Below are 20,595 nucleotides of genomic sequence, written 5' to 3' on the forward strand. Positions count from 1 at the left end.
GATATGAATTGCCATGTTAAGGAACACGTACGAAAAAGCCGTCCTGCGGCGCAGCAAGGATTTCCGCCATGGCCCCGCCGGTATACCGCATCGGGACCGCGCAGGGCCAATAACTCCAACGTATTCAGTTGCCGCAACGGCGCATGAGCGGTCGCTGGCCCGGGCGCCGGGTGCGGACGGCGGCAGCGCCCCCCGCGCAGATTCGGCCCTGCCGGGCGACCAGACGCCGGCGTAGGGTGGGGGCTGCGCGGCCGGGCACCCACTGCGCTACCCTTTGACCCCCTCATTTGGCCCACGCCATGTCCGTCGAGAATAACCAACGCGACCTCGAAGCCGGTATCCACACCGACCTGGAGGGGCGCCTGACCTACGGCGGCTACCTGCGGCTGGACCAGCTGCTCAGCGCCCAGCAGCCGCTGTCCAACCCGCCGCACCATGATGAGATGCTCTTCATCATCCAGCACCAGACCTCCGAGCTGTGGCTGAAGCTGCTGGCCCACGAGCTGCGCGCGGCCATCGGGTTCCTGCAGCGCGACGAGGTCTGGCAGTGCCGCAAGGTGCTGGCGCGCAGCAAGCAGGTGCTGCGCCAGCTGACCGAGCAGTGGTCGGTGCTGGAGACCCTGACCCCGTCCGAATACATGGGCTTCCGCGACGTGCTGGGCCCGTCCTCGGGCTTCCAGTCGCTGCAGTACCGCTACATCGAGTTCCTGCTGGGCAACAAGAACGCGCACATGCTGCAGGTGTTCTCGCACGATCCGGCCGGGCAGGCGCAGCTGCAGCAGGTGCTGGACGCGCCCAGCCTCTACGAGGAGTTCCTGCGCTACCTGGCGCGCTTCGGCCACCCGGTCCCGGCCGGGTACACCGACCGCGACTGGCAGCAGCCGCACGTGGCCGACGATGCCCTGCACCCGGTGTTCGAGCGGATCTACCAGAACACCGACCGCTTCTGGCGCGAGTACGCGCTGTGCGAGGACCTGGTGGACCTGGAGACCGCCTTCCAGCTGTGGCGCTTCCGGCACATGCGCACGGTGATGCGGGTGATCGGCTTCAAGCGGGGGACCGGGGGCTCCAGCGGCGTGGGGTTCCTGCGCCAGGCACTGGAGCTGACCTTCTTCCCGGAGCTGTTCCAGGTGCGCACCACGATCCGCAACGACGACCCGATGCCGCCCGACGCCTGACCGGCCGCCGGGCGGGAAAGCCCCATTCATGATGACGTGCCGATGACAGTCGGGCGCCGCGCAGGCCCCGCCGTTGCTGCGCCGGGGTGGGGGCGGCGGTGGTTTCAGATGCAAGTTCAGCGAGCAGGCCGCCAGCTGCACGGATCGGCGTGTATTTGACGTGAACGCGGTTGGTCTGGGATTCTCCCGCGTTGCTTGGCACATCGGACGTGCATGTCTTCCACCGAACCCAGGAATCCCGCATGAGCGTAGACGCCACCGGCAAATCCCTTCCAGACCCGGCGCTGCCGGCGTTCAACACCACGCTGGGCCATCCGCGCCCGCTGTGGATGCTGTTCATGACCGAGTTCTGGGAACGCTTTGCGTTCTACGGCATCCGCTGGGCGCTGGTGCTGTACATCGTGTCGCAGTTCTTCGAAGGCGACTCGGCCGGCCAGGCAGCGGCCAGCCGCACCTATGGCGCCTACCTGGCGCTGGTGTACGCCGCGGCCATCTTCGGTGGCTACGTCGCCGACCGGGTCCTGGGCTACCAGCGCTCGATCCTGACCGGCGCGGTGATCATGGCCGCCGGCCTGTTCATGGTCGCGATGCCCAACAAGGAAGTCTTCGAACTGGGCCTGGCCACGATCATCATCGGCAACGGCCTGTTCAAGCCCAACATCTCCACCATGGTCGGCAAGCTGTACGGCCTGAAGGATGAGCGGCGCGATTCGGGCTTCACCATCTTCTACATGGGCATCAACATCGGCGCGATGATCGCCCCGGTGCTGACCCAGTGGCTGGCCGAGCAGGTGTTCGGCACCCAGGCCATGCCGTCCTACAAGATGGTCTTCATCGCCTCGGGCATCGGCATGCTGATCAGCCTGGCGTGGTTCTACATCGGTCGTGCCGGCCTGAAGGGCATCGGCGCACCGCCGGCCGGCGCCGAAGGCTTCGGCCGCATCATCATGGTGCTCGTCGGCGCGATCGTGGCCATCCCGGTGGCCTACTTCCTGCTGTCCACCGGCGCCACCGCGCTGGCCTGGATCCTGGGCGTGATGTTCGTCGCCCTGGGCGTGCTGCTGCTGGTGGAAGGCATCCGCGAAGGCAAGGTCCAGCGCGACCGCGTGATCGCCATGCTGATCATCTTCACCTTCAACGTGATGTTCTGGATGTTCTTCGAACAGGCCGGCAGCTCCTTCACCTTCCTGGCCGACAACATCGTCAACCGCAACCTGGGCGGCTGGACCTTCCCGACCGCCTGGTTCCAGTCGGTCAACTCGGTGGCCATCATCACCCTGGCCCCGCTCATCGCCTGGATCTGGATCAAGCTGGGCCGCGCCAACCCGTCCATCCCGCGCAAGTTCGGCCTGGGCCTGCTGTTCAACGGCGCGGCCTTCGCGCTGCTGATGCTGGCGCTGTCGAGCATGGTCGTGGACGGCAAGATCCCGTTCTGGACGCTGTTCATGGTCTACGTCATCCAGTCGGTGGGCGAGCTGTGCCTGTCACCGATCGGCCTGTCGATGGTGACCAAGCTGGCCCCGGTGCGCCTGGTCGGCTTCGGCATGGGCGGCTGGTTCCTGTCCACCGGCATCGGCAACAACCTGTCGGGCATCTTCGCCGGCGCGGTCAGTGGCGAAGGCGGCATGACCGTGGAGTCGGCGCTGAAGGGCTACACCTTCGGTTTCTGGGCGTTGATCATCTCCGGCGCGGTGCTGTTCCTGATCGCCCCGCTGATCAACAAGCTGATGCACGGCGTCAAGTGAGGCCGGCCATGCGCATGCAGACGTGGGCAGGTTCGCTGATCGTGGCCGGCCTGCTGGCCGCCTGTTCGCCGTCGCCGTCGCCCACCGCCGCGCCGGCGCAGCCGCTGGACACCACGCCGCAGGCGCCGACCGTGGCCGATCCGGGCGAGCCGGTGGCCTCGGGCAACACCCCGGCGGCAGCGGACGTGGCGGCGATCGCCGCACTCAATGCCAGCTTCGACCCGGCACGTGATCCGGTCGCCGACCTGGCGACGGCCAAGGTCGAGGCCCAGCGCGGTGGCAAGCGGATCGTGCTGGACGTGGGCGGGGAGTGGTGCTCGTGGTGCCACCTGATGGATGCCTTCATCGAGGGCGACGCGGAGATCCGCAGCTTCCGCGATGCCCACTTCGTGTGGATGAAGGTCAACTACAGCGAAGACAACGAGAACACGGCGTTCCTGTCTGCGTTCCCGGCGATCAAGGGCTACCCGCACCTGTTCGTGCTCGATGCCGACGGCACGCTGCTGCACTCGCAGTTCACCGGCGAGCTGGAGGCCGACAAGGGCCAGCCCAAGGGCTACGACCGCAAGCGGTTCTTCGCCTTCATGAAGGACTGGGCGCCGACCAAGGCGCCGTGATCGAAGAAGGCCGCGGATTCCGCGGCCTTCTTTTTTGTTTCCACCCCAAGGGCGGTTGGCCGGTGCGCACCGCCGGTAGTGCCGGCCGCTGGCCGGCCTCCCACCGCCACCGCGGTAAGATCCGCGCAAACGAGTGGACAACCGCCTTTGGCGCAGCGGCGAGACCTGCCGCCGCGCCTAGCGCAGGACGCAGATCCCGTAGGTTTCCGTTTCCGGGTGCGCCTTGGCCTCGCTGGCCAGGTCACACACGAACGACAGCCTGCGCCCGGCCACCTCACCGAGCCGGTCGTAGTTGTGCTTGGCCATGAACCAGCCGACGTGCTCCTTGCCCCGGTAGCGCAGCGTGATGCGTTGAACCACGACCGGTTCGTGCGGAAGAAACGCGGTGAACGACCGCCCGGTGACTTCGGGAAAATGAAAGCGCCCCTGCGCATCGGTGGTGACCGTGGCGGTGCGCTTCTGGTTGCCCCAGTGCCAGTGGTAGTCGCGCTCGACCTGCACGCCAGGCACCGGCCGCCCGTCGAGCACCACCACGCCCTGGACCTCGGAAAACAGGTGCAACGTCTTGGGAAATGCCATGGCCCCTCCTGGGGTGGACAGTGCGGCGAACAACAGGGGCAGGCGCGCCCATCGCATCGACAAGGGGGTCATGGCCATGCCCCTGCTCAACGCATCACGCAGATGCCGAACGACCCGATCTCCGGGTGCGGCAGCGGCGGATGGGACAGATCGCAGATCAGCGCCAGCGGGCGCCCGGGAACTTCGCCAAACCGGTCGTAGTTGTGCTTGGAATGCAGCCAGCCCTTGTATTGCCGGCCCTGGTAGCGCAGCGTGATGCGCTGGTTGATGACCGGCTCGTGCGGCAGCAGGCCCGCTGTCCAGGATCTGCCGGTCACTTCCGGAAAGCGAAAACGCCCTTGCGCATCGGTGGTCACCCTCGCGCTGCGCTCCTGCTCGCCCCAGTGCCAATGGTAGTCCTGCTCGACCTCCACGCCTGGCACCGGCCGCCCATCGAGCAGCACCACGCCGTCTACTTCGGTAAACAGGTACAGGGTTTTTGAGAAGAAGGCCATCGCCGCTCCTGGGCTGAGAAGTCCCGCCAGCAGCAGCATGGCGGCGGTCCAGCGGAGGTGTCTGGCACGCATTGGCGTCCTGCCTGCAGTCGGTCAATCGTCAATGTTCGCATCAAAGGTGCCGTTACCGGAACCCGCCCTCAACTTCCCGCCTCGCCTGCCGCTATCTGCAAGGACCTCATGCCGCGCTGTTTGTGGCGCATAACCGACGGATCGATACGCATGCAGCCGGGCACCAGCGACAGTACCAACGAGACCCTCCTCCAGGACCCGGCCGGCGTGAGCCTGCCGCCGGTGGAGGTGCTGCTTGACGACCAGTCGGCCGGGCAGGCGCCCGAGGCCGACGCCGACACCCCCGCGCCCGGTGCCATCCGCTACCGCCTGCCGCTGGTGGCGGTGCCGGACAACGTGCTGCTCAAGGCGGCCGTGCAGAAGCTGGTCGACCAGAAGGCCCAGCTGGACGTGCTCGCCCGCAACCCGGCGCTGGCCGGGATGCTGCCGGCCGAGTGGCAGGGCAGCGGGGTGCGGGCGGTGGACCTGCAGGGCTTCGTGCTCTCGGTGCTGCCGTTCGTACAGAATGCGGGCAAGGCGGAGACGGCGCCGGCGCGGCTGCCGCTCCGGCACGTGCTCGGCGACACCGGGCGCTGGGATCGCGCGGATGTGGGCGAGCCCAAGTCGCTGGCCTTCTTCCAGGCCAGCGACGCCCGCGCCGATGCCGGCGCCCAGGATCCCGCCGAAGCCGACCAGGTGGGCGCGCTGGGCCTGGCCTGGGGGCACGAAGGACGCACCCGCCCCGGCTTCCTGCGCCAGATGGGCCATGACAGCGTGGCCGCACGCGTGCACCTGCTGCCGTATCCCGCGCCGGGGCAACTGGCGTTGTACGGGGTGGTGGCCAACGGGGTAAGCCAGCTGTGGTGCGTGCTGGATCGGCGCAAGCTGCGCCCGCTGCTGGCCCCCTGGATCAGCGTGCCGCTGTTGACCGCCTACGGCGTGGCCGCACCGATGACCTGGCCGACCTCGTTCCCGCCGGTGGAGGAAGTGGCGCAGATGCTGGCCACCGCGCGAACCGGCAAGGGCCCGGTCGAAGTGGACCTGACCAAGGTCGCCGCCAAGGTGCAGCACGACGCCTCGGCCGAGACCTGGATGCCGGTCAGCCTGCTCCAGGTGGGCACCTGGGCACCGCGCTGGGGCTACTTCATGGCCACCTTCATCGGCCTGCCCACGGTGCTGCTGGTGCTGGCCGCGCTGGCCCTGCCCCATGCCATCGAAGCAGCGGTGGTGGCCGCCTCGCTGGCCTTCGCCGGGGGCGCCATCGGCGCGCTGGCCGCGCCCTGGGTGCATGCACGGCGCAAGCACCTGAGTTGAGGTGCCGCGCCCCGGGCCGATGGGCAACGGCATGACGGCCCACGGTCGTCAGCGACCGGGGCAGGCTCACCGCAGTGGGGAGCGCCTCAGCCCTGGTCCATCTTCTGCAGGCCTTCACCGGCCAGGCGCAGGATCAGCGTCTCCAGCATCTGCTCCTCCTCCTCGCTCAGCACGGACATCAGCTTGCGGGTGATCTCGATCACCAGCGGGGCAATGGTTTCATACACCTCGAAGCCGGCCGCCGACAGCGCCAGCACCGAGCGGCGGCGGTCATCGCCGTGGGTTTCACGCTTGATGAAGCCCCGCTCGAGCAGTCTGGCCACGGCCCGGCTGACGGCCACCTTGTCCATCGCGGTGCGGTCGGAGACCTCGCTGGCCGACGAGCCCGGGTACAGGGCCAGGATGGTGATGACCCGCCACTCCGGGATGGCCAGGCCATAGCGGTCCCCGTACAGCTTGGCGATATTGCCGCTGACCCGGTTGGACAACACGCTCAGCCGGTACGGCAGGAACTGCTCCAGGTCGAGCAGGGCGTGCGAGGCGCGGATGCTGTGGCTGCTGGGATCGGACGGGCTCATGCTGCGGTGCACCTTGATGGTGGTTTCATGTGAAACTATAACCTTGTTTCTGGATTCCGCATTCTCGCGGGTCTGTCCGTCTCCCGCACCTGGTTTTTTCCGATGCGGACCTGCCTTGGAGCCACAGCATGAACAGCCAACCGAGCACCGCGTCCCACGCACCCGATCCGGGCATGCAGGTCACCACCTTCGAAAACCCGATGGGTATCGACGGGTTTGAATTCGTCGAGTTTGCCGCCCCGGCCGGCCGTGGCGCGGAACTGCACGACTACTTCCGCAAGATGGGCTTCACTGCCGTGCTGCGCCACAAGCGCCGCGCGATCACCGTCTACCGCCAGGGCGACGTCAACTTCCTGGTCAACGAGGAGCCCGATTCGTTCGCCTCCGACTTCGCCGACAAGCACGGCCCCTGCGCCTGCGGCTTTGCGATCCGCTTCAAGAAGCCCGGCCAGGAAGTGCTGCAGATGGCGCTCGGCAACGGCGCCGAGGAAATCGCCTTCAAGCCGGACACCAAGGCCGTGCCGGCCCCGGTGATCAAGGGCATTGGCGACTGCATGCTGTACCTGGTGGACCGCTACGGCGCCGGCGGCAGCATGTTCGATGAGGACTACGCGCCGATCGAGGGCGTCAACCCGCGCCCGACCGGGTTCGGCCTGACCTTCATCGACCACCTCACCCACAACCTGTATTTCGGCAACATGCAGCAGTGGTCGGATTACTACGAGCGCCTGTTCAACTTCCGCGAGATCCGCTATTTCGACATCAAGGGCCTCAAGACCGGCCTGGTGTCCAAGGCGATGACCGCCCCGGACGGCATCGTGCGCATCCCGCTCAACGAGTCCTCCGATCCCAAGAGCCAGATCAACGAATACCTGGACGCCTACAAGGGCGAGGGCATCCAGCACATCGCCTGCTTCACCGAGAACATCTACGAGACCGTGGAAGCCATGCGCGCCCAGGGCGTGGAGTTCCTGGACACGCCGGAGACCTACTTCGACGTGATCGACATGCGCGTGCCCAACCACGGCGAGGACGTGGCGCGGCTGGCGCGCAACAAGATCCTGATCGACGCCGATCCGGAAACCAAGCAGCGCAAGCTGCTGCAGATCTTCACCACCAACTGCATCGGCCCGATCTTCTTCGAGATCATCCAGCGCAAGGGCAACGAAGGCTTCGGCGAAGGCAACTTCACCGCGCTGTTTGAGAGCATCGAGCGCGACCAGATCAAGCGCGGCGTGCTGTAACGTGGCACGGGGCGGCGATCGGCCGCCCCGACGGGAGCGCCGGGCCCGGCCCGGTGGCGCCCGGCCTCGGACACGATCTTTGCGGGCCCTGCCAGGACACTCCAGATGAGCACTTCCCTCACAGCACGCGGTTACCAGACCGGTTTTGGCAACGAGTTCGCCACCGAGGCGGTGCCCGGTGCCTTGCCGGTCGGGCGCAATTCGCCGCAGCGCGTGGCCCATGGCCTGTATGCCGAGCAGTTGTCGGGCACCGCGTTCACCGCCCCGCGTGGCAGCAACCGGCGCAGCTGGCTGTACCGGATCCGCCCGGCGGTCTCGCACGGTGAATTCAGCGCCTATGCGCAGCCGCACCTGCACGGCGATTTCGCTGCCGGCGCGGTCTCGCCCAACCAGTTGCGCTGGGATCCGCTGCCGCTGCCGCAGGCGCCCACCGATTTCGTCGACGGGCTGTACACGATGGGCGGCAACGGCTCGCCCGAGGCCCACCACGGCGTGGGCATCCACCTGTATGCGGCCAACGCGGACATGCAGGGCCGTTACTTCTACGATGCCGACGGCGAACTGCTGATCGTGCCGCAGCTGGGCCGGCTGCGCCTGCTCACCGAGCTGGGCGTGATCGAGATCGAGCCGCAGCAGGTCGCGGTGATCCCGCGCGGCGTGCGCTTCCGCGTCGAGCTGCCCGATGGCGATGCGCGCGGCTATGTGTGCGAAAACTTCGGCGCGCTGCTGAAGCTGCCCGACCTGGGCCCGATCGGGTCCAATGGCCTGGCCAACCCGCGCGATTTCGAAACCCCGCAGGCCGCCTTCGAGCAGCTCGAGGGCGACTTCGAGCTGATCGCCAAGTTCGGCGGCCAGCTGTGGCGTGCGCCCATCGACCATTCCCCGCTGGACGTGGTCGCCTGGCACGGCAACTACGCGCCGTACCGCTACGACCTGCGCCGCTTCAACACGATCGGGTCGATCAGCCACGACCACCCGGATCCCTCGATCTTCCTGGTCCTGCATTCGCCCAGCGATACCCCGGGCACCAGCAACATGGATTTTGCGATCTTCCCCCCGCGTTGGCTGGTGGCGCAGGATACGTTCCGCCCGCCGTGGTTCCACCGCAACATCGCCAGCGAGTTCATGGGCCTCATCCACGGTGCCTACGACGCCAAGGCGGCCGGCTTCGTGCCCGGCGGTGCCTCGCTGCACAACTGCATGAGCGGCCACGGCCCGGACGCGGCAACCTTCGACAAGGCCTCGGCGGCCGACCTTAGCAAGCCGGACGTGATCAAGGACACCATGGCCTTCATGTTCGAAACCCGTGGCGTGATCCGTCCGACCGCGCAGGCGATGGACGCCGCACATCGGCAGCGCGACTACCAGCAGTGCTGGCAGGGATTGAAGGCGAACTTCGCGGGGTGATCGCGATGCCGGCCGCCGCAGCGGCCGGTGCGCATCACGGCGCGTGGTGGTGGTAGCGCAGGGCGGCGATCATCACCACGCCGTCGGCAACCCGATACACCACGCGGTGCGCCTGATCGATACGGCGTGACCACCCTCCGGCCTTGTCAAAGCGAAGGCGCTCGGGCTTGCCGAGTCCTTCATGCGGTTCGCGCACCATCGCATTCAACAGGGCGTTGATGCGACCAAGCTTGCGTGCACGTAAGGCGAGCATTGGATCCATCGATTCAATATCAGTGAGCGATCGACTCAGGCTGGCGTTGCGACGCTTCGCTCCAACTGCGCGGCGTGTGCCTCCGGCAGCACTTCCAGCAGCCGCTGCCGCACCCGCTCGGCATAGCCGGGCGAGGTGAGGGTGGGCAGCGCGGCCAGGGACGTGTGCAGCGCGGCGATGACGTCCTCGTCGCTGCGCGCGCGCTGCAGGTCGTGGAACAGCGCGGCGGCCTGGGGATGGCGCTGCATCTCCAGGATGCCCAGCAGGTAGATGCGCGCGGCCACCAGCGAGCGTCGGCGTTCGGCCGGGGCGCTTGGGGCGGCGGTGGGTGCGGCGGCCACGGCGGGTGTCGGCGCTGGTTCCACCGGGGCGGTGGAGACCAGATACCCGGCCTGGATCAGTTGGATCACCATGGCTGACGCTTCCGGCCCAATCATGCCGGTGAGCTGGGCCAGGTCGCGCTGGCCGTCGCACAGGATCAGCAGGCGGCGCTGGCGCATGTCCAGCGGGGCACGATGGGCCTGCAGGGCGTTACGGGCGAGGTCGGTCTTGCGCGGTTGCATGGGCGTGGGGTCGATGCGGTGCAGGCCGAGCCTGAACGCGGCAGGTGAAACCGCGATGACAGTCACGTTCCTGCATGCAGCCGCTGCACAGCGTTCGCGCTAGTCTGCCGGCCACTGACTGGAGGACACGCACATGAAGCAGCTGGGAAGCGTTCTGGCACTGGCCATTGCCCTGGCCGTCGGCGGTTGTGACCGCCACGCCGACACCCCCGCCACGGCGACCGACGCCGCGGCCCCGACCCCGGCCCCGGCTGCGGCGGCGGACACCGCAGCGACCGCCGCGCCGGCCGCACCCACCGCGCCGGCGCAGAGCGGGCCGGCGCGCCTGGACGGGTACGGGCCGCTGAAGCTGGGCAGCAGCCTGGACGAGGTCCGCGCGGCCTGGAAGACGCCGCTGCAGGGCGAGGTGCCCGACGACTACTGCCATGCGCTGCGCCCGGAAGGCGCGCAGGCCAAGGACGTGGTGCTGATGATCGAAGGCAAGCGCCTGGTCCGCTATGACGTGAAGAATGACCGCATCGTCGCGCCCGGCGGCGGCAAGATCGGCATGTCGCTGGGCCAGCTGCAGAGCCTGTACCCCGACCGTGGCGACCTCACCCCGCACAAGTACGACGAGCGGGGCCACAACCTGCGGGTGCGCCCGGCGACCGAGGGCGGCGCGCTGATCAACTTCGAGATCGATGGCGATGGCCTGGTCACCCAGTGGCGGGTCGGCCAGACCCCGCAGGTGGACTACGTCGAAGGCTGCCTGTAGGCCCATGGCGGCGCGCCCCGGGTCCGGGGCGTGCCGCCGTCCACCCAAGGACGTGGCCACGCTCTAGAATCGGGCCACGCCTGCCACCGGGGACTGTCCCATGATCGCTGCCACTGCTTGGTTCCTGCTGGGATTGCTGCTGCTGGCCCTGGGCGGCGATTCGATCGTCAAGGCCGCCTCCGGCCTGGCCCAGCGCTTCGGGGCCTCGCCCTTCGTGGCCGGGCTGTTGCTGGTGGCCTTCGGTACCTCGCTGCCCGAGCTGGTGGTCAACGCCCGCGCGTTCGCGGTCGGGGCCGAAGAACTGGCGCTGGGCAACGCGGTGGGCAGCAACATCGTCAACGTGGGCCTGACCCTCGGCCTGGCGGCGCTGGCCGCGCCCCTGCTGGTCCGCGCGCGGCTGCTGTCGCCGCTGCTGGTGCTGGTGGCGGTGGCCAGCCTGGCGCTGATCGTGTTCGGCCTGGACGGGGTGGTCACGCGCTGGGAGGGCGGCCTGCTGCTGCTCGGCTTCGTAGCTTCGCTGGTGTTCCTGCTGCGCCACGCACGGCGCGAATCGGAGCCGGTGCGCGAGGCCATCGCCGGCTACGCGATGACCCGCACCGGGCTGTTCCTCAACACCCTGCGCGTGGTGTTCGCCGGGGTGTGCCTGTACTACGGCGCGCGCTGGGTGGTGCAGGCCGCGCCGGTATTCGGCGCCGGGCTGGGCTGGTCGCCGTTGCTGGTGGGGCTGCTGCCGGTGGCGATCGGCACCGCGCTGCCCGAGGTGGCCGCCGCCATCGCCGCCGCGCGCCGTGGCCAGGGCGACATGGTGCTGGGCCACGTGATCGGGTCGAGCCTGTTCAACCTGCTGGTGGTGGTGGGCGGCATGGCCGCCCTGCGCCCGCTTGCGGTGCCGGCCTCGTTCGTGCGCCTGGAGCTGCCCGCCGCCATCGCCTTCGTGCTGGTCCTCTATCCGATGCTGCGCGGCGACCTCACCATCAGCCGCCGCGAAGGCGCGGTGCTGCTGGTGGCGTTCCTCGCCTGGGTGGCGCTGGAGCTGGCGCTGGTGGCCGTGTAGGGCATGACCACCGGGCGCAGGATCGCCCGATGCTGTGCTGACGCGTTGAACGGAGGGCACCCACGCAGAGCGCGTGGACAACGTGCGCGATATTCGGTCATCTCAGGGGGTAGAGCCACGCCATGCGTGGCTGGCGCGCTGCGTAATCGCTCGACGCCTTGCTGTATCGCGCAGTGAACGGAGGCCAGCCACGCATGGCGTGGCGCTACCACGGCGCGCGGTCAACCCGCGCACCCGGCCCGCGCTCAGGGCGCCGGATCACCTTCGGGGCGCGGCGGCGGCAGCTGTTCTTCCTTGGCGGTCTCGTGGCCGGGCAGGCTCGGCCGCTTTTCCATCATCAACGACAAGGCGGCCTTGGCCATCATGTGCGCGCTGATCGGCGCGGTAATGAACAGGAACACGGTGATCAGCAGCTCGCGCGGCTGCGGGTCCTGGCCCAGGAAGATGTGGTAGCAGACCGAGCCCACCAGCACGCAGCCCACGCCCAGCGTGCTGGCCTTGGTCGGGGCGTGCAGCCGTTTGAAGAACGTCGACAGCTTCACCAGGCCCAACGCACCGACCAGGATGAAGAAGCAGCCGAACAGCAGCAGGATCGACAACACGATCTGGATGAAGGTGATCATTCGACGATATCCCGGCGCAGCACGAACTTGCTCAGCACCACCGTGCTGCCGAAGCCGAGCATGGCGATGATCAGGGCCGCCTCGAAGTACACCGCCGAGTTGAGGTACATGCCAAACAGCATCAACTCGGCGATGGCCGTCACCGACAGGGTATCCAGCGCCAGGATGCGATCAGGCACCGTAGGGCCGCGCAGCAGGCGCCAGGTGGCCAGCAGCATGGCCAGCCCGACCACGTGCATGCACACCACCATGGTGGTCTGGATGAAGGTGTAACCGGTCATGGGAAAATCTCCATCAGCGGGGCTTCGTAGCGCTCCTTGATCTGCCGGATCAGCGCATCGGGGTCATCCAGGTGCAGCACATGCACCAGCAGGTAACGGCGATCATCGGACAGCGCCGCCGAGACCGTGCCCGGGGTGAGGGTGATCATGCTGGTCAGCGCGGCGATGCCGTGGATGTTGGCGATGTCCAGCGGCAGCCAGATGAAGCCGGGGTGGATGCGGCGTTCCGGGCCCAGCACCTGGATCGCCACGCGGATGTTGGACACCAGGATGTCCCACAAGGTCACGCACAGCAGCTTGGGTATCGGCCGCAGCGAGCCGATGCGGGCGAATTCGCGGTCGATGCGCGCGGCGAACAGCGGCACCACCACGCCCAGCAGCATGCCCAGCAGGATCTGGCCGAGGGTGAAGCTGTCGGACATCAGCAGCCAGAAGGCCACCACCACCAGACTCAGCGTGGGCGAGGGAATCAGGCGCCTGGTCAGCGAAGGCGTGCGCGTCATGGCTGGCGGATCTCCGGGGAGGTGGCGCGCAGGTGGCCCACGTAGTCACTGGGGGTGAGCAGCTGGCCGGCCATCGCCTCGGTGTGCTGCATCAGCGGGCCGGCAAACACGCTCATGCCGATGCCGTAACTGAGCAGCAGCGCGGCGGCCAGCAACTCCACGGTGCGGGTGGGGGCCTTGCGCGGCGGCGGCACGCCCTCTTCCTGGGCGGGCACGCGCCAGAACAGGCGGATGCCGGCGCGGGTGATGCCCACGATCACCATCAGGCTGCTGCCCAGCACCGCGGTCCACACCGCGGCGGTATACGCGGCCGGCATGCCCGCCAGCAGCGCGGCCTTGGCCAGGAAGCCGGACAGCGGCGGCAGGCCGGCCACGGCCACCGCGCCGATCAGGAACAGCACCGCCGGGGTCTGCTTGCCGGGCATCGGCGCGATGATTTCCTTCCTGTCGCTGGCACCGCCGCGACGGCGACGGATCAGGTCGGCCACCAGGAACAGCGCGGCCGCCACGAAGGTGCTGTGGGGCAGGTAGTACAGCCCGGCCGACAGCACCTGCGGGGTGCGGATCGCAAAGGCGATGAACAAGGTGGCCGCCGACACCACCACCAGGTAGGAGATCATCACCCGCAGGCGCGCGGCGGCCAGCACGCCCAGTCCGCCCAGCACCAGGGTGGCCACGCCGGCCCACAGCAGCCAGTCGCTGCCATAGCCGGCCATCGGCCCGGCGCCTTCGCCGAACCACAGCGAGCTCACCCGCAGCACCGCATACAGCCCCACCTTGGTCATGATCGCAAACAGCGCGGCCACCGCGGCCGGCGCGCGTGCGTAGGCTTCAGGCAGCCACAGGTACAGCGGCATCAGCGCCGCCTTGCTGCAGAACACCAGCAGCAGCAGCCCCATCGTGGCCTTGACCAGCACCAGGTGCGACGGCGGCACCTCGGCGATGCGCTGGGACAGCTCGGCCATGTTGAGCGAGCCCAGCGTGGCGTACAGCAGGCCGAGCGCGATCAGGAACAGGGTCGAGGCGGTGACGTTGAACACCACGTAGTGCAGGCCGATGCGCATGCGCAGGCCACGGCCGCCACTGAGCAGCAGGCCGTAGGAGGCGATCAGCATCACCTCGAAGAACACGAACAGGTTGAAGATGTCCCCGGTGAGGAAGGCCCCGTTGAGGCCCACCAGCTGGAACTGGAACAGCGCATGGAAGTGCGGCGCGCGCCGGTCCCAGCCCGAGCACGCATGCAGCAGGCAGGGGATGGCCAGCAGCAGCGTGGTGACCAGCATCCACGCCGACAGCCGGTCGGCCACCAGCGCGATGCCCAGGCGTGCCGGCCAGTCGCCCAGCAGGTACACCGCGATGCTGCCATCGGCGGTCTGCGCGAACAGCAGCGCCACCGCGGCGGCCAGCGCGGCCAGCGTGGTCCACGCCACCGTGCGCTGCACCTTGGGGCCGTAGCGGCGGTGTTCGACGAACAGCGAGCAGGCGGCCCCCACCAGCGGAATCAGGATCGGCAGGATCACCGCATGGTTCATGCGCCGCCCTCCCGGCCGGGCGCGGTATCGGCCGGTGCGTCGTCGGCCGTTTCCTCATGCGCGTCCACGTGGTCGCTGTGGTTGTCGCTGCGGCTGCGCATGGCCAGCACGATGCTCACCGCGGTCATCGCGAAGGCGATCACGATGGCGGTCAGCACCAGCGCCTGCGGCAGCGGGTCGGTGTAGTTGCCCAGGTCGCTGTCGATGCCTTCGCGCAGCACCGGCGCCTTGCCGGTGACCAGCCGGCCGCCGGCGAAGATCAGCAGGTTGGTGGCATAGGACAGGAAGGTCATGCCGAGGATGACGTCGAAGGTGCGCGCGCGCAGCAGCAGGTAGATGCCGATCGCGCCGAGCACGCCGATGGCGCTTGCCAGGGCCAGTTCCATCAGTGCATCTCCCCGGTCTTTGCCGAACGTCGGTTGGGATCGATCTCGCCCTTGCGGGCATGGCGGGTGCGCGAGGGCTTGATCGTGCCCATCATCGACAGCATCAGCATCGCCCCGCCGAACACCACCAGGTACACGCCGGTGTCAAACCCGATCGCGCTGGCCAGCGGCACCTCCCCGATCAACGGGATATGCAGGTCCAGGTGGCCGCTGGTGAGGAAGGGCACGCCGAACAGCATCGAGGCACTGCCGCTGACGATGGCGATCAGCAGGCCCGCGCCGATGCAGCGGATGTAGTCGAAGCCGAACCGCGACTCCACCGAGGTGGTGCCCTGGATCACGTACTGGATCAGCAGCGGTACCGCCAGCACCAGGCCGGCGATGAATCCGCCACCGGGCGCGTTGTGGCCGCGCAGGAACAGGAAGATGGAGACGGTGAGCGTCAGCGGGAACATGATCTGGGCCAGGTCGGCCGGCACCGGCAGCTTGATCGGCGGGCCCGGCATGATCTGCTCCGGGGCCATCCGCGAGCGCCGCAGCATGGCGTGCACCACCAGGGCGGCGATGCCGAACACGGTGATCTCACCGAAGGTATCGAAGCCGCGGAAGTCCACCAGGATCACGTTGACCACGTTCTGCCCATACGCCTCGGGCAGGGCGCGGGCGACCAGTTCGCCGGCCATGGTGTTGGGCGGAAGGGTCATCGCCGTGTACGCCGCCGCCGCCAGCCCGCCGCCACCGATCACCGCGATCAGCGCGTCGCGGCGCTTGCGCCAGCGCGAGTGCTCCGGTGGCGACTGGGCAGGCAGGTAGTTCATGCCGAGCAGCATCAGCACCAGGGTGACCATCTCCACCAGCAACTGGGTGAGCGCCAGGTCCGGTGCGGACAGGAACACGAAGGTGAGCGAGACCATCAGCCCCACCCCGCCCATCACCAGCACCGCCAGCAGGCGCTGCCGGTACACGAACAGCGCGCTCACCGCGCACGCCATCATCACCAGCCACAGCGCCCAGCCCAGCAGCGGCAAGGGCTGCGGCGAGGGCCAGTTGGGCGAGCCGGGGCTGGCCACGAACGGGGCCAGCGCCACGATGATCGCCACCACCACCAGCGCCATCAGCATGCGCTGCAGGCTGCCGTTGGCCAGCGCCTGGGTCAGCCGGTGGGCGAAGCCGAACACCAGGTCCAGCTGCTTGTGGAACAGGTTGCGACCGATCGCGCGGGTCACCACCGCATGCAGGTCGATCAGCCGGCGCAGGCCGAAATACAGCGCGATACCGCCCAGCACGCCGGCGATGCTCATCATCAGCGGCATGTTGAAGCCGTGCCAGACCGACAGGCTGTAGGCCGGCATCGCCGCGCCCAGGATCGCGCCGGCTGCTGCATGCAGCACCGGTGCCACGGTGAACGCCGGGGCCACGCCGACCGCCACGCACACCACCACCAGGATCTCCACCGGCACCTTCATGAAGCGCGGCGGCTCATGCGGCACCCGGTCCAGGTCATGCGGGCCCTTGCCGAAGAAGGTGTCGTGCACAAAGCGCAGGCTGTAGGCCACGCCGAACACGCCGGCCAGCAGCGCGGCGATGGACATGGCCAGGCGCATGGTCTCCGGGCCACCGGCGCTGAGCGCTTCGGCAAACAGCATTTCCTTGGACAGGAAGCCGTTGAGCAGCGGGATGCCGGCCATCGCCAGCGAGGCGATGATGGCCAGCGCGCTGGTGAAGGGCATCAGCCGGCGCAGGCCACCCAGCTTGCGCATGTCGCGGGTGCCGGTCTCGTGGTCGATGATGCCGGCGGCCATGAACAGCGAGGCCTTGAAGGTGGCGTGGTTGAGGATGTGGAACACGCCGGCCACCACCGCCATCGGCGTGGACAGCCCGAACAGCATCGTGATCAGGCCCAGGTGGGAAATCGTCGAATAGGCCAGCAGGCCCTTCAGGTCGTGCTGGAAGATCGCGTTCCAGGCGCCGATGAGCAGCGTGATCGCACCGATCCCGCTGACCGTGTAGAAGAACAGCTCGGTACCGGCCAGCGCCGGGTGCAGCCGCGCCAGCAGGAACACGCCGGCCTTCACCATCGTGGCCGAGTGCAGGTAGGCCGAGACCGGCGTCGGGGCGGCCATGGCATGCGGCAGCCAGAAGTGGAACGGGAACTGCGCGCTCTTGGTGAAGATGCCCGCCAGCACCAGGAACAGCGCATAGGGGTAGAGCGCGCTGGCGCGGATCGCATCGCCGCTGGCCAGCACCACGTCCAGCTCGAAACTGCCCACGATGCGGCCGATCAGCAGCACCCCGCCCAGCAGGGCCAGGCCGCCGCCACCGGTGACCACCAGCGCCATCCGCGCGCCTTCGCGGGCGTCCTGGCGGTGCGACCAGAAGCCGATCAACAGGAACGAGCTGATGCTGGTCATTTCCCAGAACACCATCAGCAGCAGCAGGTTGCCCGACAGCACCATGCCCAGCATGGCGCCCATGAACAGCAGCAGGTAGCAGTAGAAGCGGTGGGCGTTGTCGCGCGCGCTGAGGTAGTAGTGCGCGTACATCACCACCAGGGCGCCGATGGCCAGCACCATCCCGGCGAACATCCAGGCCAGGCCGTCCAGGCGCAGCGAGAAGGCCAGCCCGATCTGCGGCAGCCAGTTGCCGAAGCTGCGCACGACCTCGCCGCGGAGGATGTCCGGGGTGATTGTCGCCAGCAGCGCCAGGCCACCCAACGGGGCGGCCGCGGCCAACCAGGCGGCCGTGGAGCGGGAGGTGCGGCGGAATGAGGCCACCGCCACCGCCATCAGGAAGGGCAGGGCGAGCAGCAGGAGCAGACTGGGATTCATGCAGGGAATACGCGATTCACGAGCAGGCCGTTCAGTCTAACAGGCAGTCAATTGCTGCCGATACACCCGAATACGCCACCAATTGCATGTAACGTGCGTGATTCATTTTTTCGACCCTCGTGTCGTGCCCATTCGAGACCGCTGACGGGCGTATGGAACGGCGCCCCCGACTTTGCCGGATCTGGCCCCTCGACCGGGTCCGAAGCCAGCAACCGCAGGGCCTGCGGCTTGCACGAAGATGAACGCTGGGTGCATGCCAGGCCTCGCCCACGACGATGCTGGACGCGCCCGCGTCGCGCGCCGGTGAGCATCCATCTCGTTCATAAAAAGGGGGGCTGCGGCAGGTGCCGACCGTGGGTCGGCACGCCACTCAATAAGGCACGCCCATCCGCCGGTACAGCTTGGCCACTACCCAGGCCGGCCCGATCAGCAGGTAGGTCAGGTCGGTGAGGAAGCTCGGCTTGCGGCCTTCGAACTTGTGGCCGATGAACTGCGCCACCCAGGCCACCACGAACACCCCGAGCCCCAGCCAGCGCAGGCCCTGCAGGCCGATCTCGGCCTCCAGCAGGCGGCACAGGCAGCCAAACACGAAGAACTGCACCAGCATCCCGATGCCCAGTGCGCGGGACAGCTTGTTGTAGAAGCACCAGGCCGCGAACATCGCCAGCGCCGCCCAGACCCCGCTCTGGAACCAGGTGATCAGCGGCGGCAGGCACCATAGCAGCGCCACCACCGACCACAGGATCGCCGGCACCGCCACCACGTGGATGCGCTGGTTGAGCACATGGCGGTGGTCGTCGGCATAGCTGGCGAAGTAGCGGTCGATCGGGCGTGCATGTTGGGTGTTGGTCTGCATGCGGCGTCGCTTCCTCGGACAACGGTAATGCCGACCGCTGGCCGGCAACCCAGCATAGCCGAGTTCACGCGCCAGCCGACCAGCCGGCCGGCCCCCCGCATGAACCGCCCCCGCCAGGCCGGCCGGGGGCGCAGCAGGATCAGTCGACGCTGATCCCGGCCAGGCGCTGCAGCGCCTCGGCGTACTTGGCGCGGGTGCGCTCGATGATCTCGGCCGGGATGGCCGGGCCCGGGGCGGTCTTGCCCCAGTCCAGCGTCTCCAGGTAGTCGCGCACGAACTGCTTGTCATAGCTCGGCGGGCTGGTGCCCACCTCGTACTCGTCGGCCGGCCAGTACCGCGACGAATCCGGCGTCAGCATCTCATCCATGATGTACAGGCGGCCGTCGGCATCGGTGCCGAACTCGAACTTGGTGTCGGCCAGGATGATGCCGCGCTCGCGGGCGTAGTCGGCGGCGAACTTGTAGATGCGCAGGGTGGCATCGCGCACGCGCTCGGCCAGGTCCGCGCCCACCGCCTTGACCATCGCGTCGAAATCGATGTTCTCGTCGTGGTCGCCCACCGCCGCCTTGGTGGACGGGGTGAAGATCGGCTCGGGCAGCTGCTCGGCCTGGCGCAGGCCATCGGGCAGGTCGATGCCGCTGACCTTGCCGGTGCGCTGGTAATCCTTCCAGCCGCTGCCGATCAGGTAACCGCGCGCAATGGCCTCCACCGGCACCGGCTTGAGCTTGCGGGTCACCACCGCGCGCTTGGCATACAGCGCCGGGTCCACGCCCTCGGGCAGCACGCTGGCCACGTCGATGCCGGTCAGGTGGTTGGGCATCAGGTGCGCGGTCTTGGCGAACCAGAAATTGGAGACCTGGCAGAGCATTTCGCCCTTGCCCGGAATCGGATCGGGCAGCACCACGTCGAAGGCCGAGAGACGGTCGGTCGCGACCATCAGCAGGTAGTCCCCCGGCGGCGTGCCGGCGGGCAGCCGGTCGCGCGGAATGTCAAACACATCACGCACCTTGCCGCGATGGCGCAAGGGCAGGCCGGGGAGATCGGATTGCAACAACGTGGTCGGCACGGGCACTCCTGGGGCTTGTCATGACAGCCGCCCTGGGGACCCGGAGGGCCCGCCTGGCAGCGGGCGGCCTAGTGTAAAGCCGGTTGGGCCCGCTGTGACGTAAAATGGGGCTCCTTTATTGCCACGGCCGCCCTGACGACCATGCGCTGGTACGGAAAACTGCTCGGATTCATCGCCGGGGCCCTGCTGTTCAGGCCCAATCCGCTGTTTGGCGCGGTCGTCGGGCTGTTGATCGGGCATGCCTTCGATGCCGACTGGTTCCGCCTGAACAAGGAGAACCCCTACCGCGAACTGGGGCTGACCTCCGAGGCCACCGATGCCGAGGTCGACCTGGCCTACCGCCGGCTGATCTCCCAGTACCACCCCGACAAGGTCGTCGGCGCCGCCCCGGAACTGCGCCAGCAGGCCGAGCGCAAGTCGCGCCAGCTCAACGCCGCCTACGACCGCATCAAGACCCTGCGCAAGCGCTGAACGCGCGCGGCCCCCTTTCCAAGTACTGAAGGCCCCGGCCATGTCCAACTGCATCATCGCCCCCTCCATCCTGTCCGCCAATTTCGCCCGCCTCGGCGAGGAAGTGGACAACGTGCTTGCCGCCGGTGCGGACTGGGTGCACTTCGATGTGATGGACAACCATTACGTGCCCAACCTGACCATCGGCCCGATGGTCTGCCAGGCCCTGCGCAAGCACG

At 68.2% G+C, this 20,595-nt stretch carries 22 protein-coding genes and 1 pseudogene; 10 read left to right on the top strand and 13 right to left on the bottom strand.

From position 1 onward, the window contains the following. Nucleotides 1–299 precede the first annotated feature (299 nt). The 3 genes from RSA25_RS07805 (at nt 300) to RSA25_RS07815 (ending at nt 3,540) form a co-directional block, all read left to right on the top strand. The gene (locus RSA25_RS07805) at nt 300–1,178 is read left to right on the top strand and encodes a tryptophan 2,3-dioxygenase family protein (RefSeq protein ID WP_332808323.1); all 879 of its coding nucleotides are present in this window, start codon (nt 300–302) and stop codon (nt 1,176–1,178) included. A gap of 242 nt (nt 1,179–1,420) precedes the next feature. Then, on the top strand, nt 1,421–2,923 hold the full coding sequence (locus RSA25_RS07810; protein ID WP_332808324.1) for an oligopeptide:H+ symporter: 1,503 nt from the start codon (nt 1,421–1,423) through the stop codon (nt 2,921–2,923). A gap of 8 nt (nt 2,924–2,931) precedes the next feature. Next, on the top strand, nt 2,932–3,540 hold the full coding sequence (locus tag RSA25_RS07815; protein WP_332808325.1) for a thioredoxin family protein: 609 nt from the start codon (nt 2,932–2,934) through the stop codon (nt 3,538–3,540). Nucleotides 3,541–3,717: 177 nt separating this feature from the next. On the opposite strand, the gene RSA25_RS07820 is transcribed toward RSA25_RS07815, so the two are convergent. Next, entirely contained in the window at nt 3,718–4,197 is a 480-nt protein-coding gene (locus RSA25_RS07820; protein WP_332808326.1) for a DUF6795 domain-containing protein, read from the bottom strand. Between the two features lie 8 nt (nt 4,198–4,205). Next, a complete protein-coding gene (locus RSA25_RS07825) occupies nt 4,206–4,652 on the bottom strand; it encodes a DUF6795 domain-containing protein (RefSeq protein ID WP_332808327.1) in 447 nt (148 codons plus the stop codon). 183 nt (nt 4,653–4,835) lie between these two features. Between RSA25_RS07825 and RSA25_RS07830 the strand changes: the two genes are divergently transcribed. Then, entirely contained in the window at nt 4,836–5,978 is a 1,143-nt protein-coding gene (locus tag RSA25_RS07830; RefSeq protein ID WP_332808328.1) for a hypothetical protein, read from the top strand. A gap of 86 nt (nt 5,979–6,064) precedes the next feature. Here the strand turns inward: RSA25_RS07830 and RSA25_RS07835 are convergent, their stop codons facing one another. After that, nucleotides 6,065–6,556, bottom strand: coding sequence for a MarR family winged helix-turn-helix transcriptional regulator (locus RSA25_RS07835; protein WP_332808329.1), 492 nt, complete (start codon nt 6,554–6,556; stop codon nt 6,065–6,067). 128 nt (nt 6,557–6,684) lie between these two features. Here RSA25_RS07835 and hppD point away from each other — a divergent pair, with 128 nt between their 5' ends. Together hppD and hmgA are read left to right on the top strand one after the other, a co-directional pair. Continuing rightward, entirely contained in the window at nt 6,685–7,800 is a 1,116-nt protein-coding gene (hppD, locus tag RSA25_RS07840) for a 4-hydroxyphenylpyruvate dioxygenase (protein ID WP_332808330.1), read from the top strand. Nucleotides 7,801–7,905: 105 nt separating this feature from the next. Then, nucleotides 7,906–9,207: a homogentisate 1,2-dioxygenase gene (hmgA, locus tag RSA25_RS07845; protein WP_332808331.1), complete on the top strand. Its 1,302-nt coding sequence runs from the start codon at nt 7,906–7,908 to the stop codon at nt 9,205–9,207. A gap of 34 nt (nt 9,208–9,241) precedes the next feature. On the opposite strand, the gene RSA25_RS07850 is transcribed toward hmgA, so the two are convergent. Both RSA25_RS07850 and RSA25_RS07855 read right to left on the bottom strand, forming a co-directional pair. Then, nucleotides 9,242–9,469 carry a Txe/YoeB family addiction module toxin gene (locus tag RSA25_RS07850; RefSeq protein ID WP_332808332.1) on the bottom strand — a complete coding sequence of 76 codons (228 nt, stop codon included), beginning with the start codon at nt 9,467–9,469 and terminating at the stop codon, nt 9,242–9,244. A gap of 26 nt (nt 9,470–9,495) precedes the next feature. Then, nucleotides 9,496–10,023: a hypothetical protein gene (locus tag RSA25_RS07855; RefSeq protein WP_332808344.1), complete on the bottom strand. Its 528-nt coding sequence runs from the start codon at nt 10,021–10,023 to the stop codon at nt 9,496–9,498. Nucleotides 10,024–10,156: 133 nt separating this feature from the next. Here RSA25_RS07855 and RSA25_RS07860 point away from each other — a divergent pair, with 133 nt between their 5' ends. After that, entirely contained in the window at nt 10,157–10,777 is a 621-nt protein-coding gene (locus RSA25_RS07860) for a hypothetical protein (protein ID WP_332808333.1), read from the top strand. A gap of 100 nt (nt 10,778–10,877) precedes the next feature. Next, a complete protein-coding gene (locus RSA25_RS07865; RefSeq protein ID WP_332808334.1) occupies nt 10,878–11,831 on the top strand; it encodes a sodium:calcium antiporter in 954 nt (317 codons plus the stop codon). A gap of 245 nt (nt 11,832–12,076) precedes the next feature. Here the strand turns inward: RSA25_RS07865 and RSA25_RS07870 are convergent, their stop codons facing one another. The 8 genes from RSA25_RS07870 to RSA25_RS07905 form a co-directional block, all read right to left on the bottom strand. Next, nucleotides 12,077–12,454: a Na+/H+ antiporter subunit G gene (locus RSA25_RS07870; protein ID WP_332808335.1), complete on the bottom strand. Its 378-nt coding sequence runs from the start codon at nt 12,452–12,454 to the stop codon at nt 12,077–12,079. Beyond that, complete coding sequence (locus RSA25_RS07875) at nt 12,451–12,735, bottom strand: K+/H+ antiporter subunit F (RefSeq protein ID WP_038685776.1); 285 nt, start codon at nt 12,733–12,735, stop codon at nt 12,451–12,453. The genes RSA25_RS07870 and RSA25_RS07875 overlap by 4 nt, the downstream gene beginning before the upstream one ends. Next, nucleotides 12,732–13,238, bottom strand: a complete 507-nt coding sequence (locus RSA25_RS07880) for a Na+/H+ antiporter subunit E (RefSeq protein WP_332808336.1) — start codon at nt 13,236–13,238, stop codon at nt 12,732–12,734. Before RSA25_RS07880 ends, RSA25_RS07875 begins: the two co-directional genes overlap by 4 nt. Further along, on the bottom strand, nt 13,235–14,770 hold the full coding sequence (locus RSA25_RS07885) for a monovalent cation/H+ antiporter subunit D (RefSeq protein WP_332808337.1): 1,536 nt from the start codon (nt 14,768–14,770) through the stop codon (nt 13,235–13,237). Before RSA25_RS07885 ends, RSA25_RS07880 begins: the two co-directional genes overlap by 4 nt. After that, nucleotides 14,767–15,156 carry a Na+/H+ antiporter subunit C gene (locus RSA25_RS07890; protein ID WP_332808338.1) on the bottom strand — a complete coding sequence of 130 codons (390 nt, stop codon included), beginning with the start codon at nt 15,154–15,156 and terminating at the stop codon, nt 14,767–14,769. The genes RSA25_RS07885 and RSA25_RS07890 overlap by 4 nt, the downstream gene beginning before the upstream one ends. Next, nucleotides 15,156–17,984 carry a monovalent cation/H+ antiporter subunit A gene (locus tag RSA25_RS07895; RefSeq protein ID WP_332808339.1) on the bottom strand — a complete coding sequence of 943 codons (2,829 nt, stop codon included), beginning with the start codon at nt 17,982–17,984 and terminating at the stop codon, nt 15,156–15,158. The genes RSA25_RS07890 and RSA25_RS07895 overlap by 1 nt, the downstream gene beginning before the upstream one ends. Before the next feature lie 370 nt (nt 17,985–18,354). Continuing rightward, nucleotides 18,355–18,840 (bottom strand): Mpo1-like protein, encoded by a 486-nt coding sequence (locus RSA25_RS07900; RefSeq protein ID WP_332808340.1) that lies wholly within the window; start codon nt 18,838–18,840, stop codon nt 18,355–18,357. 139 nt (nt 18,841–18,979) lie between these two features. Next, a complete protein-coding gene (locus RSA25_RS07905) occupies nt 18,980–19,906 on the bottom strand; it encodes a phosphoribosylaminoimidazolesuccinocarboxamide synthase (RefSeq protein ID WP_332808341.1) in 927 nt (308 codons plus the stop codon). Between the two features lie 141 nt (nt 19,907–20,047). Here RSA25_RS07905 and RSA25_RS07910 point away from each other — a divergent pair, with 141 nt between their 5' ends. Continuing rightward, on the top strand, nt 20,048–20,377 hold the full coding sequence (locus RSA25_RS07910) for a DnaJ domain-containing protein (protein WP_259208912.1): 330 nt from the start codon (nt 20,048–20,050) through the stop codon (nt 20,375–20,377). Between the two features lie 40 nt (nt 20,378–20,417). Then, a pseudogene (locus RSA25_RS07915) lies at nt 20,418–20,595 on the top strand (ribulose-phosphate 3-epimerase); the annotation flags it as partial.

Origin of the sequence: Stenotrophomonas sp., from assembly GCF_036662295.1 — a bacterium.
Classification (GTDB): Bacteria; Pseudomonadota; Gammaproteobacteria; order Xanthomonadales; family Xanthomonadaceae; genus Stenotrophomonas.

Excerpts from the sequence above, each read along its gene's own strand:
- RSA25_RS07805 (WP_332808323.1), top strand. The coding sequence starts at position 300 with ATGTCCGTCGAGAATAACCAACGCGACCTCGAAGCCGGTATCCACACC.
- RSA25_RS07810 (WP_332808324.1), top strand. The coding sequence starts at position 1,421 with ATGAGCGTAGACGCCACCGGCAAATCCCTTCCAGACCCGGCGCTGCCG.
- RSA25_RS07815 (WP_332808325.1), top strand. The coding sequence starts at position 2,932 with ATGCGCATGCAGACGTGGGCAGGTTCGCTGATCGTGGCCGGCCTGCTG.
- RSA25_RS07820 (WP_332808326.1), bottom strand. The coding sequence starts at position 4,197 with ATGGCCATGACCCCCTTGTCGATGCGATGGGCGCGCCTGCCCCTGTTG.
- RSA25_RS07825 (WP_332808327.1), bottom strand. The coding sequence starts at position 4,652 with ATGCTGCTGCTGGCGGGACTTCTCAGCCCAGGAGCGGCGATGGCCTTC.
- RSA25_RS07830 (WP_332808328.1), top strand. The coding sequence starts at position 4,836 with ATGCAGCCGGGCACCAGCGACAGTACCAACGAGACCCTCCTCCAGGAC.
- RSA25_RS07835 (WP_332808329.1), bottom strand. The coding sequence starts at position 6,556 with ATGAGCCCGTCCGATCCCAGCAGCCACAGCATCCGCGCCTCGCACGCC.
- hppD (WP_332808330.1), top strand. The coding sequence starts at position 6,685 with ATGAACAGCCAACCGAGCACCGCGTCCCACGCACCCGATCCGGGCATG.
- hmgA (WP_332808331.1), top strand. The coding sequence starts at position 7,906 with ATGAGCACTTCCCTCACAGCACGCGGTTACCAGACCGGTTTTGGCAAC.
- RSA25_RS07850 (WP_332808332.1), bottom strand. The coding sequence starts at position 9,469 with ATGGATCCAATGCTCGCCTTACGTGCACGCAAGCTTGGTCGCATCAAC.
- RSA25_RS07855 (WP_332808344.1), bottom strand. The coding sequence starts at position 10,023 with ATGCAACCGCGCAAGACCGACCTCGCCCGTAACGCCCTGCAGGCCCAT.
- RSA25_RS07860 (WP_332808333.1), top strand. The coding sequence starts at position 10,157 with ATGAAGCAGCTGGGAAGCGTTCTGGCACTGGCCATTGCCCTGGCCGTC.
- RSA25_RS07865 (WP_332808334.1), top strand. The coding sequence starts at position 10,878 with ATGATCGCTGCCACTGCTTGGTTCCTGCTGGGATTGCTGCTGCTGGCC.
- RSA25_RS07870 (WP_332808335.1), bottom strand. The coding sequence starts at position 12,454 with ATGATCACCTTCATCCAGATCGTGTTGTCGATCCTGCTGCTGTTCGGC.
- RSA25_RS07875 (WP_038685776.1), bottom strand. The coding sequence starts at position 12,735 with ATGACCGGTTACACCTTCATCCAGACCACCATGGTGGTGTGCATGCAC.
- RSA25_RS07880 (WP_332808336.1), bottom strand. The coding sequence starts at position 13,238 with ATGACGCGCACGCCTTCGCTGACCAGGCGCCTGATTCCCTCGCCCACG.
- RSA25_RS07885 (WP_332808337.1), bottom strand. The coding sequence starts at position 14,770 with ATGAACCATGCGGTGATCCTGCCGATCCTGATTCCGCTGGTGGGGGCC.
- RSA25_RS07890 (WP_332808338.1), bottom strand. The coding sequence starts at position 15,156 with ATGGAACTGGCCCTGGCAAGCGCCATCGGCGTGCTCGGCGCGATCGGC.
- RSA25_RS07895 (WP_332808339.1), bottom strand. The coding sequence starts at position 17,984 with ATGAATCCCAGTCTGCTCCTGCTGCTCGCCCTGCCCTTCCTGATGGCG.
- RSA25_RS07900 (WP_332808340.1), bottom strand. The coding sequence starts at position 18,840 with ATGCAGACCAACACCCAACATGCACGCCCGATCGACCGCTACTTCGCC.
- RSA25_RS07910 (WP_259208912.1), top strand. The coding sequence starts at position 20,048 with ATGCGCTGGTACGGAAAACTGCTCGGATTCATCGCCGGGGCCCTGCTG.